The organism is Streptococcus sp. FSL L8-0526 (genome assembly GCF_038007145.1).
In the GTDB taxonomy this organism is placed as follows: Bacteria; Bacillota; Bacilli; order Lactobacillales; family Streptococcaceae; genus Streptococcus; species Streptococcus thermophilus.
In genome coordinates this window covers 523,691-538,890 of sequence record NZ_JBBOWP010000001.1, presented here as the reverse complement: position 1 = coordinate 538,890, position 15,200 = coordinate 523,691, and the positions used below count along the sequence as shown (strand labels likewise).

The 15,200-nt window shown below is 37.4% G+C and carries 12 protein-coding genes and 3 pseudogenes; 1 reads left to right on the top strand and 14 read right to left on the bottom strand.

What is annotated here, in order from left to right:
- Positions 1-158 precede the first annotated feature (158 nt).
- The 12 genes and pseudogenes from tnpA to rplK all read right to left on the bottom strand — a co-directional run bounded on the left by tnpA (position 159) and on the right by rplK (position 13,194).
- Positions 159-632 (bottom strand): annotated as a pseudogene (gene tnpA / locus NSQ85_RS02965) (IS200/IS605 family transposase).
- A gap of 180 nt (positions 633-812) precedes the next feature.
- Entirely contained in the window at positions 813-947 is a 135-nt protein-coding gene (gene rpmH / locus NSQ85_RS02960; RefSeq protein WP_179974029.1) for a 50S ribosomal protein L34, read from the bottom strand.
- Positions 948-1,416: 469 nt separating this feature from the next.
- Positions 1,417-1,644 carry an NAD(P)H-dependent oxidoreductase gene (locus NSQ85_RS02955; protein ID WP_232087331.1) on the bottom strand — a complete coding sequence of 76 codons (228 nt, stop codon included), beginning with the start codon at positions 1,642-1,644 and terminating at the stop codon, positions 1,417-1,419.
- 324 nt (positions 1,645-1,968) lie between these two features.
- Entirely contained in the window at positions 1,969-3,018 is a 1,050-nt protein-coding gene (jag, locus tag NSQ85_RS02950; RefSeq protein WP_179974030.1) for an RNA-binding cell elongation regulator Jag/EloR, read from the bottom strand.
- Between the two features lie 11 nt (positions 3,019-3,029).
- Positions 3,030-3,836, bottom strand: a complete 807-nt coding sequence (locus NSQ85_RS02945) for a membrane protein insertase YidC (protein WP_179974031.1) — start codon at positions 3,834-3,836, stop codon at positions 3,030-3,032.
- 114 nt (positions 3,837-3,950) lie between these two features.
- A complete protein-coding gene (rnpA, locus tag NSQ85_RS02940) occupies positions 3,951-4,286 on the bottom strand; it encodes a ribonuclease P protein component (RefSeq protein WP_179972316.1) in 336 nt (111 codons plus the stop codon).
- Between the two features lie 85 nt (positions 4,287-4,371).
- Complete coding sequence (gene argH / locus NSQ85_RS02935; protein WP_179974032.1) at positions 4,372-5,757, bottom strand: argininosuccinate lyase; 1,386 nt, start codon at positions 5,755-5,757, stop codon at positions 4,372-4,374.
- Positions 5,758-6,086: 329 nt separating this feature from the next.
- Positions 6,087-7,286, bottom strand: a complete 1,200-nt coding sequence (locus NSQ85_RS02930) for an argininosuccinate synthase (RefSeq protein ID WP_340781118.1) — start codon at positions 7,284-7,286, stop codon at positions 6,087-6,089.
- Between the two features lie 903 nt (positions 7,287-8,189).
- A complete protein-coding gene (gltX, locus tag NSQ85_RS02925; RefSeq protein WP_179974034.1) occupies positions 8,190-9,644 on the bottom strand; it encodes a glutamate--tRNA ligase in 1,455 nt (484 codons plus the stop codon).
- A gap of 181 nt (positions 9,645-9,825) precedes the next feature.
- Positions 9,826-11,804 (bottom strand): annotated as a pseudogene (locus NSQ85_RS02920) (peptide ABC transporter substrate-binding protein).
- Positions 11,805-11,979: 175 nt separating this feature from the next.
- Positions 11,980-12,669 carry a 50S ribosomal protein L1 gene (gene rplA / locus NSQ85_RS02915; RefSeq protein ID WP_179974035.1) on the bottom strand — a complete coding sequence of 230 codons (690 nt, stop codon included), beginning with the start codon at positions 12,667-12,669 and terminating at the stop codon, positions 11,980-11,982.
- A 99-nt stretch (positions 12,670-12,768) separates the two neighbouring features.
- The gene (gene rplK / locus NSQ85_RS02910) at positions 12,769-13,194 is read right to left on the bottom strand and encodes a 50S ribosomal protein L11 (RefSeq protein ID WP_179972321.1); all 426 of its coding nucleotides are present in this window, start codon (positions 13,192-13,194) and stop codon (positions 12,769-12,771) included.
- 171 nt (positions 13,195-13,365) lie between these two features.
- Between rplK and NSQ85_RS02905 the strand changes: the two genes are divergently transcribed.
- On the top strand, positions 13,366-13,719 hold the full coding sequence (locus tag NSQ85_RS02905) for a DUF3397 domain-containing protein (protein WP_179972322.1): 354 nt from the start codon (positions 13,366-13,368) through the stop codon (positions 13,717-13,719).
- Positions 13,720-13,812: 93 nt separating this feature from the next.
- Here the strand turns inward: NSQ85_RS02905 and NSQ85_RS02900 are convergent, their stop codons facing one another.
- Both NSQ85_RS02900 and NSQ85_RS02895 read right to left on the bottom strand, forming a co-directional pair.
- Positions 13,813-14,310 (bottom strand): beta-class carbonic anhydrase, encoded by a 498-nt coding sequence (locus NSQ85_RS02900; RefSeq protein WP_084830822.1) that lies wholly within the window; start codon positions 14,308-14,310, stop codon positions 13,813-13,815.
- 142 nt (positions 14,311-14,452) lie between these two features.
- Positions 14,453-15,149, bottom strand: a pseudogene (locus tag NSQ85_RS02895) (TIGR00266 family protein).
- Positions 15,150-15,200 lie beyond the last annotated feature (51 nt).

Here is a 15,200-nt window from a genome sequence, read left to right as displayed (position 1 = left end):
TGTCAGCTCTCTATTTTCAAACTGTCGATTCAAACTCTTTAAAACCCATCACCTAACAATTTCATCCGAAGCTACCAGCCGAGGCCCAAAGGCCTACTGAATGGTTTCCCTTCAGCACCACCTTTGCTAGCTGACCCTCCTAGCGGGTCTATTTTAGACTACTTTCTTTGATTCTTATCACCTGTAAATGGATTATATTCCTCGAAAAGACTGAGCTGATCTGCTATCACGTCTTCTTGTAATTGATTACGAATATATGCTTCAATTCGCTTCTGATTTCGCCCAACCGTATCAACATAAAACCCTTGACACCAGAATTTGCGATTACCATATTTATACTTTCAATTAGCGTGTCGGTCGAATATCATTAAGCTACTTTTACCCTTTAAATATCCCATAAATAAGGAGATACTTAGTTTCAGTGGTATACTCACCAACATGTGAATATGATCTGGGCAAGCTTCTGCTTCATGAATTTCAACGCCTTTTCTTTCACATAATAATCGTAAGATTTGACCAATACTTGCTTTGTATTTCCCATAGATTATTTGACGTCTATATTTTGGGACGAAAACAATATGATACTTACAATTCCATGTAGTATATGCCAAACTATTATTACTCTGTCTTATCAAGAATCCTCCTTTAATATACTAATTAATGGTCGGAAAACCTTATCTAATGAAACACTTTAGTTGGAGGATTATTTGATACATCGCTAAAAGCTTTTCGAAAACCACTAGCACAGCTAATGGTTTTCGAAAGACAACAAAAAAGCAACAGTCTCGAGCACTGTTGCTTTCATGAATGTCTTAAGCTGCAAGAACTTTACGTCCTTTATGACGACGAGCTGCAAGAACGCGACGTCCGTTTTTAGTTGACATACGGTGACGGAATCCGTGTTTACGTTGACGACGGATTTTACTTGGTTGATAAGTACGTTTCACGTTGAATACCTCCTAATAGATTTTCGTATTCGTTTAGCCGGCTATTTTTGATCAGTTACTAAACATACCATATTATTTTATAGTAATAGCATGCTCTTGTCAAGAAATACTTAGAGATTATTTTCACCATAGCTTGAAGTACTAGAAAATTCATTAATAAAAAGAACAGACCGATAACCGTAGTAGAATGGTTTTAAAAATCTAGTATATATTACCCCCTTAACTCCTCACACTATCAATATTTAGTTATAAGGATTTAACTATTTTTGCAATATTTTTGAGCTTTATTTTTCGCTTTTGCTCACTCATATATTCAACACGTGTAAGCTAAGTGACTTTGAATAGTTTAATGCCACAAGTTTTTAGAATTTAATATTTTAAAACTTTGGTGTAGTCTTGCGCAAAAGGAAAAAATCTTGGGTGTATTATGTCTAGTAATGATCCGCACCGTATCATCAAGTCTACCTTTTCAACTACGTACTGTATTATCATAAGCAAAAACAGCAACAAAAACTCGTTCAATATATCCTTTTAAGATTGTTGACATTCCACTCCTCCAAGTTAGAAATATAAAAATCAAATAAACAATCCAAATCAACAAGTCTCTATAGACTTTCATATTTATATCATGAGCCAAGTCTCTTCTCCTATATGTGGCATCGAATCGTAAAACAGGATCAAACTTCTCTTTGTACAAATCAAAGATTCTAATGCCTTGTAGGGGGTGATAAATTCTTTTTTTCAGTCTCTAGTATAGAGAGAGATTGTAGCTATTGTTGTTTGGATATGCGTAGATAATCGAGACCTCCATTATTTAGCTCCTTCCATATAGATAGTTGTTCGATTCCTTTTGCTCTTATCTCTCCCGCTTCCAGTTGTGATTAACTTTTCCTTTAGTTTAGTAGTATTACGTTTCATTTTGACCCTGTTTTCACTTTGTTAGACAGCGACTACTTTTCATTGTCAAAAAAACTAGCCTTAAAATAAGACTAGTTTTTGCAAGCAATAAACTCTATTATAATTATACTTTTGTCACCACAACATAACGATTAGGATCATCACCCTCTGAGTGACTTTCTACACCTTCAATTTGAGAGAGATACTTATGAATGATTTTACGTTCGCTGTTGGTCATTGGATCCATCACATACTCTCTCCCTGTTTCTTTTACTTTGGCTGCTATTTTTTCTGCTAAATCAATCAGAGTCTCTGTACGTTGCTCCAAATAATCACGAACATTAAGAACAACACTAGAGCGTTTAGAATGACGGTCGTGCACATAATTTTGTGCTAAAAGTTGTAAAGACTTAAGAACCCTACCGTGATAGCCAATAACACGTCCTGGCTGGTCTGTCTCAATCTGTATAATGATATTACGACGATTGTGACTAACCTCCAGACTAGCATCAACGTCCATTTCATAGATGATTTTTTCAAGGTAAGATAAAACGTCATCTGCAGCTGATTGAACTTCTTCAAAATTGCTTTCAGAATATTCAACTGAACTAAACTCAGATGCCACAAAAGAGCTGAAATCATCTTCTGATTCTGAAGTTTCTACATTCTGAAGTTGAGCAACAGGTTCTAGTTTGGGCGCAAGAGAAGTAACCTTAGGTTCTGTAGCATCCTCTTCTGATGACTCGTGCTGAACAGACAAAGGAATAATTGTCGCCTTTGGCTGCTCCTGTATTTTACCAAGCACCTCTTCCCCAAAGGTCTCAGTAGCCACTGGTTGCTTTAAGATTTCCTGTGCCTCTCCCTTATTATCTGAAACCGTAATAAGCTTTGTCACTTTCTTGAAAGCAGTAGTTTCTTCTTTGGAACTTGTAACAAAATCATCCGGCTGCTTTACAGCATCAGGAGCCACTTTAATAACATCGCGATCAGCTTTGTGAGCTATTTCTTCAATGATTGGTTCAACGCTAACTTGGGCATGTTTCTTTCCGAACCCTAAAAAACCTTTCTTCTCACGAGAAATCACCTTAATATGAGCCTTCATACGCGGTAGATTAAGGTCTCTCAAACCTTTCTCGATAGCTTGTTCAACTGTTCGTCCAGAATAGACTACCATAAAAAGCCTCCTTATTTACGTTTATGCGCCTTTTTCTTGGCACGACGAATCTTAGCTTTACGTTCTTTTTCTTCTGCTTCCAAACGGTTACGCTCAGCAATGATTTTAAATGGGTTATTAAAAACTAAAATTTGAACGACTTGGAAAGCATTCGAAACTGTCCAATAAAGTGCTACCCCTGAAGAAATCTGTGTCCCAAACCAAAAAATAAAGATTGGCAGCATGATATTCATGACAATAAGCATAACACTACGATCTTTAGCAACTTTATTAGTCAACCAAGTTGAAAGGAAAGTAAAAGCTGCCGCCAGAATCGGAAGAATGAAGTACGGATCTTTTTGACCCAGATCAACCCACAAAAAGGACCCTTCTCGCAACTCTGGGACACGTGTAAGAGCTCCATAAAGAGCCATCAAAATAGGAAACTGAATTATGAGAGGAAGGAAACTTGCGTAAGGATTTACACCATGCTCTTTATAAAGTTCTTGTTGTGCATAAGCCAGGGCCTCACGATTCTCTCGGCCAGGATACTCACTCTGTAAGCGACGCAACTCTGGCTGAAGCTCTTGCAATTCACGACTTGACTTAATTTGGCGGTTATACAAAGGAATCATGACCGAACGAATCAAAATCGTAAAAATGATAATACCTAATCCAATGGATCCTCCAAATGAGAGTCCTTGAATAGCCTTACCAAAGGTTAAAATGAGACGTTCCCAAACGCCACTAGATTGACTTGTAACGTCACCATGTCCACAAGCCGACAAAAGCAAGAGAGCTCCTGTCCCTAAAAAAGATAAACTAAGTTTTTTCTTCACTAAAAACTCCTTTAAAATAGACCAGAGAACTAGTTTTCTTCGTCCATTAAGATGATTCCTGAGACCATGAACAATCTTAGTCATTCCTATAATGTAACGAAGCAAGGTAATTGTCTAGTCTTTATACAACTTTGCTATTTTTAAGACATGAACGAGATTGCTATAAATGTCTTGGTAACTTAAGTCCTCAACACCTTTACGAGCAATAACGACAAAATCTTGATGTTCTAACTGAGATGACACGTCCATCAGTGCATGTCGTAGACGACGTTTTACCCGATTCCGAGTAACCGCATTACCAAGACGCTTACTAACAGATAAACCTACTCTAAAATGAGGTAGATTACGATCCAGACAGTAGACCACAAATTTTCGATTAGCAACACTGTGTCCTGCATCAAATAATGCTTTAAAGTCTTTCTCTTTCTTAACGCGATAAGATTTTTTCAAAATGTGACTCCAAACTCAAAACTAGTACTATTATATCATAAATAGCAAAAAAAGCCCAAAACCTTATTGTTAGGGGCTTAGAGACTTACTTGTTAAGACTTTGCTGAGCTTCTTTGATTTGCCATTTAACTTGATCAAAACCTGTCCCACCAAGAGAATGACGACGCTCAACAGCAGTGTGAGACTTTAATGTTTCATAGATATCCTCTTCAATCAAAGATGAAACTTCTTGATAACGTTCAAGAGAAACATCTTGAAGGTAATAACCTGCTTTAGTACACTCGAGGACAAGTTTCCCTACAATTTCATGAGCTTCACGGAATGGAAGTCCTTTAGTTGCAAGGTAATCCGCCAATTCCGTAGCATTTGAGAAATCTTTTTCTGTCGACTCTGCCATATGCTTGTCGTTAACAGTCATAGTATTGAGCATACCTGCGAGGATGTCAATAGCGACAGTAATCGTTTCTACCGTATCAAACATACCTTCTTTATCTTCTTGTAGATCCTTATTATAAGCCAAAGGTAGTGATTTCATCACGGTCAATAGTCCAATCAGATTACCATAAACACGACCTGATTTCCCACGAATAAGCTCCGCCATATCTGGATTTTTCTTTTGAGGCATAATGGAAGATCCTGTTGAAAAAGTATCCGAAAGAGTTACAAACTTAAACTCGTTAGAGCACCAGTTAATGATTTCTTCACAAATACGTGTCATATGCATCATAAGGATACTTGAATTTGACAAGAATTCGAGAATAAAGTCACGATCGGAAACAGCATCTAGAGAATTACTATATGGTTTTGCAAAGCCCATTAAATCAGATGTCATATTACGATCAATTGGGAAAGTTGTCCCTGCTAAAGCGGCAGCACCAAGTGGGGAAATATCGGTATGCTTGATATTAAATTCAAAACGTTCAGAATCACGTGTGAACATGTTGTAGTAAGCCATCAAGTGGTGACCAAAAGAAATCGGCTGAGCATGCTGTAAGTGGGTGTACCCTGGCATAATTGTGTAAGTATGTTTATCTGCTAGACTGACCAAGACATTACGTAAGTTATCAATTTTCTCAATAACTTCCACGAGTTTGGCTTTCAGATACAAGTGCATATCTGTCGCTACTTGGTCGTTACGTGAACGCGCTGTATGAAGCTTTCCTGCTACAGGTCCAATTTTAGCCGTTAGAAGACTTTCTATATTCATATGAATATCTTCGTTGGAAACATCGAATTCTAGCTTACCCGCCTTATATTCCTCCAGAAGCTCTTCCAAGCCCTGTTTAATTTGCAAAGCCTCCTCTTGAGCAATAATTCCTGTCTCACCCAACATGGTTACATGGGCAATAGAGCCTTTCAGATCAAACTCAGCCATCTTTTGGTCAAAGGAGATTGAAGCACCAAATTCTTCTACCCATTTTTCAAGACTAGCTTCGAACCGACCACCCCATAGTTTATGATTTTCTGCCATAGTTTTTATGTTGAAGATTTTCCTAAACGATAAGATAACCTTCCGTCCTTTCTTAATACTTATAACAAGTAATGACCTCTTAGGCCACAGTGTTTTAAATGAAAAAAGCTAGATATTTTTTGTCTAGCTTAGTTTGTCTCTCTGGACACTTGTTTTCCTAAAACCCGATCTCAGTCGTAGTTTATTTAGGATCGTGACGCCTCGCAGAGCGTCTTCACGAGAATAATATAAGTTATAAGAAAAGAGTATCAGATGCGGCTCCCTGTCCACTTTTATCTGATATTAAGAAGTTTCTTCTCATATCCTGCTTTTCTTTATGAAATCTGTCATTATTTGTCAAATGGATGGTTAATTTGAGAATTTACCTGTGTTGGAAGTCCCCAAAGCTTGATAAATCCAATCGCAGCATCTTGATCAAAGCTGTCGGCTGATGTGTAAGTAGCCAAGTTTTCATCATACAATGAATTAGCTGATTGACGTGCGACTACTTGTGCATGCCCTTTGTAAAGTTTTACTTTAGCGATACCATTAACTACTTTTTGTGTTTCCTTGATATAAGCAACGATAGCTTCTGTTGCCGGACTAAACCACAAAGCGTTATAGATGAGATTTGACAATTCATTTTCAAGAATTGGTTTAAAGTGAGATACTTCACGAACCAAAGTTAAATCTTCAATTTCTTTATGAGCTGCCAAAAGTGCAATAGCTCCTGGGCATTCATAAATTTCACGTGACTTGATACCCACAAGACGATTCTCAACGTGGTCAATACGTCCAACGCCATGCTTACCAGCGATAACATTCATTTCTTGGATAAGGTCAGCCAATTTCATTTCTTTACCATTAAGAGCAACTGGTTTGCCTTCCTCAAAAGTTACATCTACATACTCAGCTTCATCGGGTGCAGACTCTGGTGAGTTAGTAATTCCAAAAGCTTCTTCCGGAGCTTGGTTCCAAGGATTTTCAAGAACACCACACTCATTGGCACGTCCCCAAAGGTTTTGGTCGACTGAGTAAGGATTATCAAGGTCTGCCGGAACTGGAACACCATTAGCCTTAGCATACTTAATTTCTTCCTCACGAGACCATTTCCATTCACGCACTGGCGCTACTACTTTAAGACTTGGATCTAGGGCAGCGATGGCAACTTCAAAACGAACTTGGTCATTACCTTTACCAGTACAACCGTGAGCGATGGTTGTTGCACCTGTTTTATGAGCAATTTCAACTAATTTTTTAGCAATAATCGGACGGCTAAGGGCTGAAACTAAAGGATATTTTTGCTCGTAATAGGCGTGAGCTTGAAGTGCTGGAAGCACATAATCTTCAGCGAACTCATCTTTGACATCAAGAACATAAGACTCAACAGCTCCAACAGTCAAAGCTTTGTCATGTATAAACTCTAAATCTTTACCTTCACCCACATCCATACAAACAGCAATAACATCGTAATCTTTTTTAAGCCATGTAATAGCAACTGAGGTATCAAGACCTCCTGAATAGGCAAGAATAACTTTCTCTTTTGACATATTATTTTCTCTTTTCTTATATTTTCTTAGGGTTACTATCTCTATCAACCTTACGAGATAAATTATATTGAATATTTATTCATATGTCAACTATTTTTTTGATATTTTTTATATTTATTTTTATTTTTTATATTTTTAGTCAAAAAGTGTTTTATTTTTTTGGTTTTTATTCAATTTTATGCAATATCAGATTGAAAATAAATAACAGCCTTGAAACTGTTTAAATAGATTTAAAAATGTTTTTAACTATTTTTCTTCTAAAATGCCAAAAGGCCTGTACAAAGTACAGACCTTTTGAACAACAATATCCTCGGTAGAGAACAGAGCAACAATTTTAGATAGAATGAATGTCGTTTTTTATCCTGAACTGTAATTTCTTAGTCTATTTTTATAAATTGCTAAATTTGATCACTAAAAGCCATCCCGTAATGCCTCCTAAAAATAAGCAAGGGACTCCCGCTTTTCCTTTCAAAAATCAACCTACTTTATTGTAAGATAAATATATATTTTAGCATCATTCCTATTAGAAAAAACTAAAAATATAAATCTATTTTTTTCTAGTTAAGAACCATCAACTATTCAACTGACAGTCAGACCATGTCACATATAAATTTATTTACGAAACATAAAAAAAAGAGCCTAGATACCCCAAGCTCTTTAACTGACTTATAACCTCAATTATAGACACATGTCAATGACGTAGTAGAAATACCAACCAAATCTTCACTTCTCTCTACTTTTTATTACAAATCTATTATAAAACTAATTTAAAGTTTTTGAAATGATAATATGACTACGTTATATCATCATCGTATTACAAAAACACTCTTAACTAAAATCATATGATGGCTGACATATCGCTTATGTACATTCGAAAACCCAACAAATGTTGGGTTCGTTTTTTTATAGTGTTGCGAGAACTTGATCAATATGTTTAATAGATTTTTCACGACCAAGTAAAAAGATAGTCTCTGGTAATTCTGGGCCGTGCATCTCTCCTGAAACAGCTATACGAATTGGCATGAAGAGGTTTTTCCCTTTAATTCCTGTTTCTTTTTGAACAGCCTTAATTTGTGAGAAAATATTTTCTGTAACAAACTCATCATCTGACATAGCTTCAAGTTTAGCTTTAAAAGCCTCAAGTACTGTTGGTACTGTTTCACCAGCCATAACTTCTTTTTCAGCCGCTGTCAATTCTGGGAAATCTTCGAAAAAGAGGTCTGTAAGAGGTACAATTTCTTCCGCAGCTGTCATCTGTGGTTTATAGAGTTCAACTAATTTTTCGGCTTTATCTGTCAAACGACCAGCTTCTTCCAAGAAAGGTTTGCAAAGAGCAAAGACCTTATCGAAATCAGCATTCTTGATGTAGTCATTACTCATCCAATCCAGTTTCTTCTGGTCAAAGGCCGCTGGAGACTTACTTAGACGGTTTTCATCAAAGAGTTTGATAAGTTCTTCGCGAGAGAAGATTTCGTCCTCGCCACCAGGGTTCCAACCTAGAAGAGCAATAAAGTTGAAGACTGCTTCTGGCAGGTAACCTTTTTTACGGTAATCTTCGATAAATTGAAGGGTATTAGTATCACGTTTAGACAACTTCTTACCAGTTTCAGAATTGGTGATAAGGGTCATGTGCCCAAACTCAGGCGCTTCCCAACCAAGAGCCTCATAAACCATAAGCTGTTTTGGCGTATTGGCAATGTGGTCATCTCCACGGATAACGTGTGAAATTTGCATATCGTGGTCATCAACAACAACCGCAAAGTTGTAAGTTGGGTAACCATCCCTCTTCTGGATAACCCAATCACCACCTATATTGCCACCTTCAAATTCGATATCTCCTTTAACGATATCATGCCATTTATAGATTCCTGACTCATTAACAGCCAAACGAACTGTAGGAACAATGCCAGCGGCTTCACGTTCTGCGATGTAGGCGGCTTTTTCTTCTTCAGTCATACCAAGGAACTCGTTAATATAACGAGGTGTTTCACCTGCTGCTTCTTGACGTTCACGTTCTGCAGCCAACTCTTCTTCAGTTACATATGACTTGTAAGCCTTACCTTCTGCCAAAAGTTTATCAATATATTTTTGGTAAAGTGGCAAACGCTCTGATTGACGGTAATTTTCATGTGTTTCAGGACTTTCATCCCAGTCAATTCCCAACCAACGCAAGTTATCAAGCTGTGAACGCTCACCATCTTCAACGTGACGCTTACGGTCAGTATCTTCAATACGGATAATGAAAGTACCGCCATGATGACGTGCATAGAGGTAGTTAAACAATGCCGTACGGGCATTACCAATGTGTAGCAGCCCTGTTGGACTTGGTGCGTAACGAACGCGGATATCTTTAGCCAAGATAAATCTCCTTTTTATGTTTCATTCTTCAGTCTTTGGATACCTGGTTAGCTTGAAGGCTCTCCCCAAGCTTAAGCATAAGCTTATAAGTATCAATCCTTTTTATTATAACACAATCTAAAGGTGGTTCGAGGAATTTTGTCAAAAAAACGACCACCTAAAGGTAGACGTTTTCGATAGTTTACTTAACGTGTTTTGCAAGATCTTTTTGAGCTTTGTCATTAGATTTTGCTTTTTCTTTAAGCCAATCTTTATAAGCTGAATCATACAGTTTCTTAGTTACAATATTATCTTGATATTTAATATACCTGAAGTAGCAGGTCGAACCATTATCAACAGCTTGAGCGTAAGCTCCTGAAAATGGCTGTATACGAGAAACTACCGTTGCTACACCACTATAAGTGGTAGTTAGAAGATAGAGGGCACTATCTGTCAACCATGCTTGAGCTTTAGCATATTTTTCATAACGAACTTTTAAATCTGTAGTTTCCTTAGAAGCATCCTCAACTAATTGGTCATATTCTTTAAGACCTACTTTTTCCACAGCTTGACTATTTGGATTGTCGTAACCCATAAAGGACTTGGTTTTCTCGCTACTAGTCGTTTTCAAAACATCAAGATATGTGGATGGATCGAGGTAATAAGGCTCCCAAACAACACCAACTGACAAGTCCCAATCCTCTTCTGCTGCATTCGAAACATAGTAAGTAATATTGTAGAAATCGTCGGCTGACAATTGATGGATATCAATGACAACATTATCTTTTCCAAGTGTAGCTTCAATAGACTGTTTGATAGATTGCACTTGATTCACAAAAATTTACTTGTTTGGTTTACTGGAACGTCGAAATAAATCGGGAACTGAACTCCTTCTACTTGAAGGGCTTCCTTATCTTTCGCGAACTCAGCCTTAGCTTTTTCTAGATTGTAAAGACCATCTTGACTATCTGCAAGATTCACACCAGACCACTCATCACCATAAGCTGGAAGTTGATCCATTACCATTGTTCCGAAATCTTTACCATCTGCTTGAACAAAGTCTGGTTTAACAAAGATATTACGAAAGCTGTATTACCACTTTCTTTACCATTCAACTGAGCCGCATAATTTGTACGATCAATAGCAAACCCTAATGATTGACGGAAATCCTTATTAAGAAGTGCTGCTTTAGTTGATGATTTCTGTTGGTCATTTTCTATAGAGGTATTATTGTAAGTTTGGCGATCAATATTAATACCACCCCACCCCCCTCTACTGATGCTGCTGGTTGAGTAGTATAGATATTATCTTTATACTTTTCAGAAACCTTAGAATAATTTGAGCTACTAGGTAAGAGACGAGCTAATGTATAGACACTATCAGTGAACTTATGTTCCAAAGAGTCTTGATCTGATCCATCATCATAAGTTAATTTGATATTGTCAAAGTAGACATTATCCTTATCCCAATAATTTTCATTCTTGGTGAACTCAATAGATGATTTAGTTGTCAAAGCTTTAAGAAGGTATGGTCCGTTATAAAGAATAGACGTTGGATCCGTTGACTTACTAAAATCTTTTCCTTTAGATTTCAAAAACTCTGCGTTAACAGGCCAAGTGACAGAGTAAGTCATTTTTGAATTCCAGTAAGGTACTAGTTGGCTAAATGTATATTGCAAGGTGTGATCATCAACCGCTTTCATACCTATAGCTGAAAAATATTTGTTAGCTCCAGAGAGGTATTCATTTAGACCTTTAACTGAATTTTTGTAGCAAATAGATAGCTTCAGACTTTGTATCTGCGGCATGTTTAAGACCTGTTACAGAGTCCTTAGCAGTCACATCTGCATATTCTTCGCCGTCTGAAGTGTACCATTTGAGCCCCTTACGAATCTTGTAAGTATATGTTAAGCCATCTTGAGAGACAGACCAATCTTTCAGCTACAGATGGTTTTAAATTACCGTATTGATCATTTTCAAACAAACCATTAACACCATTACTAACAGCTGTCGTCATGTTTTTCTTATTTGTAGCAAGATAGTCTAGGGTTGCAGGATCACCTCCGTAAACATAGTTATAAGTCTTTCCAGACATCTTAATTGATGATGAGCAAGCCGTTAAAAGACCTACAGACAACAGGCCTACGGCTACCAGTAAAAACACCTTACTCCTTTCTTTCATTGCCTCTTTAAAATGTAACGCAAAAAGTTTTAAATCAAAAATTATGTGTATACGCATAAAATATACCATAATCTCCAACAATCAACACTACCTTCTGAAGATTTTTTATTTTCTACTCTAGTATTCCTATCTATCTCAATTAAAAAACCTATCCGAAGATAGGTTTTTACTACTCTTACAATGAGTTAGGATCAACTTTGATACCAGGACCTTGTGTAGTAGTGATTGTAAGGTTTGTGATGTAAGTACCTTTCGCTGTAGCTGGTTTAGCTTTTTGAATAGCATCGTTAAATGCTTTGAAGTTTTCAACCAATTTTTCAGCTTCGAATGAAACTTTACCAATGATAGCTTGTACGTTACCTGCTTTATCAGCACGGTAAGTGATTTTACCACCTTTAGACTCTTCAACTGCTTTAGCAACGTCCATAGTTACCGTACCAGTTTTAGGGTTTGGCATCAAGTTACGTGGTCCAAGGACACGTCCAAGACGACCAACGATTGCCATCATGTCTGGTGTTGCAACAACAACGTCAAAGTCAAGCCATCCACCGTTGATTTTATCAACGAGTTCGTCTTCACCAACGAAGTCAGCACCTGCTGCTTTAGCTTCTTCAGCTTTAGCACCACGGGCAAATACAAGAACGCGTTGAGTTTTACCAGTACCGTTTGGCAATACCATTGCGCCACGGATTTGTTGGTCAGCTTTCTTAACATCGATGTTAAGGTTGTATGATACTTCAACAGTAGCATCGAATTTTGCGAAGTTAGTTTCTTGTGCAAGAGCTACAGCTTCTTCTACGCTGTAAGCTTTTGTGCTGTCGATTTTCTCAAGAGCAGTACGCATTTGTTTGCTTTTTTTAGCCATGTTAATTATTTCTCCTTGTGTATTGTGGTCATAACGACTTTCATCTTCCACGTCACTCAGCGAAGTGAGACGACGTCTGTGGTTTTCTTGTTAACTGAATTAGTCAGTAACAGTGAATCCCATTGAACGTGCAGTACCTTCGATCATACGCATAGCTGATTCGATGTTTGCAGCGTTCAAGTCAGGCATTTTAGTTTCAGCAATTTCTCGTACTTGCGCACGAGTTACTGAAGCAACTTTAACTGAGTTTGGAGTACCTGAGCCTTTTTCAACACCTGCAGCTTTTTTCAAAAGAACAGCAGCTGGTGGTGTTTTAGTGATGAAATCGAATGATTTATCTTCATACACAGAGATAACAACTGGGATAATCATACCAGCTTGATCAGCTGTACGAGCGTTAAACTCTTTAGTGAATCCCATAATGTTGATTCCGGCTTGACCAAGAGCTGGTCCAACTGGTGGAGCTGGAGTCGCTTTACCAGCAGGAATCTGAAGTTTTACGATTTTTTCGACTTTTTTAGCCATTTTGTAATTTCCTCCTATTGTGGTTTTGTCGGTAAGTAAGTTTTGTTACCTCCCACAAGTATGTTTTTACATACCTTATCTATTATACAGAAATTCTTTTTAGATGCAAGAAATTCTTATTAAGTTTAGGAAAAAATTTACATTAAGACTTTTTCGCGGTAAAATAGACCTATGGTTCTATATAAATTCTTTGCTGTAGCATTTTTGATTTTAACACCTATCTTTGCTTTTATTATCCACCGCTTCTTCAGTTTAAAATATCTCGGTCTTAATTTTGCTGATTTAACCTTTCCACTTTATTTTATTGAAGTCATTGCTATATCAGCTCATTTTTTTACCCATAGTTTTCTTCCATACATCACCATCTTATTATCACTGGCAGCTATTATTATCACGATTCAGATGCTGAGAAAAACACAATCCTTTAAATTTAAACGCTTCCTTAAGTTTTTCTGGCGCATCAGTTTCTTTATTACTAGTATTTTCTATTTAGGGACTGTAATTCTCATTTTTATCGTCTCTTAAAAACAAGAAAACTCAGCATATTTTAGTAAGCTGAGTTTTTTACATTGAATTATAAAAAAAAGCAGGCAATCATGCCTGCTAAATTTTTAGATATTAAGGGAAGACCTGAGTCATTCGTCCAGTATCTACATCGTAAACCGCACCAGAGATGATAACATCCTTAGGAATAAGTGGCGATTGACGAAGAATAGCCATATCTTCACGAACACTCTCTTCTACATCTGTAAATGGAAGAAAATCTTGATCAGATACGTCAACGCCAAGTTCTTTATTAAGATAGGCCGTAAACTCATCGTTCTTAAAGGTCTGAGCACCACAATCTGTATGGTGAAGAACTACGATTTCACGTGTTCCCATTTGTTGTTGGGAAATGACCAAAGAACGAATCACATCTTCCGTAACACGACCACCCGCATTGCGCAAAATATGAGCGTCACCTAGTGCCAACCCTAAGGCCTGGGCAACGTGAAGGCGTGAATCCATACAAGTAACAATAGCCACCTTAGTCTTAGGTTTCAAGGGAAGATGGGCTGTCCCGTGAAGATCAACATAGGCTTTGTTGGCATTGAGAAAGTTTTCAAAATAAGACATAATAACTCACTTTCTAACGGAGAAATAATTCGATATTTAAATTATTTACAGTCTATCTTATCATCTTTTTCTTAACTTGTCAGCTATCAACTTCTGTAAGTAAAAAAAAGAGTCCTACCTATCGAGGTTACTCTCCTTTATTTTATGAACATTTTGGTAAGTATCTATTAAGTAAGCCTGCGAAGGTTTGAAGGTTGAGACTTTGAACGTAGATTTCTCCGTTTCCTCTGAAGGTATTAACCACACCTTCACCTGTTCCGATAGACTGCCAGAAACCATTTTCCAAATGAATATTATAATCAAGAGTCTGACTCCAAGCAACAACATGGGCATTGTCAATAGTCACTCCTTGATTGTTTAGTTCAATTTTTTTAATGGAACCGTAAGCATTGGCCAAAAGAGTCCCTTGACCTTGGTCGTCATAACGAAGAATCCTCCCTGGCCACCAAAGAGAGTCTTACCGATCGATTGAGTTTCCATTGTATAGTAAGCCGTACCATCAAGTGCTAAAAAGGCACCATCATTAAGTCGGTAATGCTTTTCACCAGGATACAGCGGAATCACCTGACCTGGTGAGTCGGGTGCCAATGCTAGGTAAGCGTTATTAGACTGGGCAAATACCTGGGTAATAAAGGTACTTTCACCCGAAACCATTGACCGTCAAACTGCTTTTACAAAGCGTCCTACACCAGAGCCACTTGCATTTAATTTGGTGTTGAGGGTCACACATTAGGTGTATGGTAGACCATACTGCCACGTTGGATAAAAACCGTTTCACCTTGATTAAGAGTTAACTCTACCAGCGGGAATTGCATATTGCTGTCTGTGAAAAATTGCATATAAGAAAAGTATAGCATCATACAGGTATTCTTGCAGCCACTTTCAGATTC

Excerpts from the sequence above, each read along its gene's own strand:
- jag (WP_179974030.1), bottom strand. The coding sequence starts at position 3,018 with ATGGTAGTCTATTCTGGACGAACAGTTGAACAAGCTATCGAGAAAGGT.
- argH (WP_179974032.1), bottom strand. The coding sequence starts at position 5,757 with ATGGCAGAAAATCATAAACTATGGGGTGGTCGGTTCGAAGCTAGTCTT.
- NSQ85_RS02930 (WP_340781118.1), bottom strand. The coding sequence starts at position 7,286 with ATGTCAAAAGAGAAAGTTATTCTTGCCTATTCAGGAGGTCTTGATACC.
- rplA (WP_179974035.1), bottom strand. The coding sequence starts at position 12,669 with ATGGCTAAAAAAAGCAAACAAATGCGTACTGCTCTTGAGAAAATCGAC.
- rplK (WP_179972321.1), bottom strand. The coding sequence starts at position 13,194 with ATGGCTAAAAAAGTCGAAAAAATCGTAAAACTTCAGATTCCTGCTGGT.
- NSQ85_RS02905 (WP_179972322.1), top strand. The coding sequence starts at position 13,366 with ATGGTTCTATATAAATTCTTTGCTGTAGCATTTTTGATTTTAACACCT.
- NSQ85_RS02900 (WP_084830822.1), bottom strand. The coding sequence starts at position 14,310 with ATGTCTTATTTTGAAAACTTTCTCAATGCCAACAAAGCCTATGTTGAT.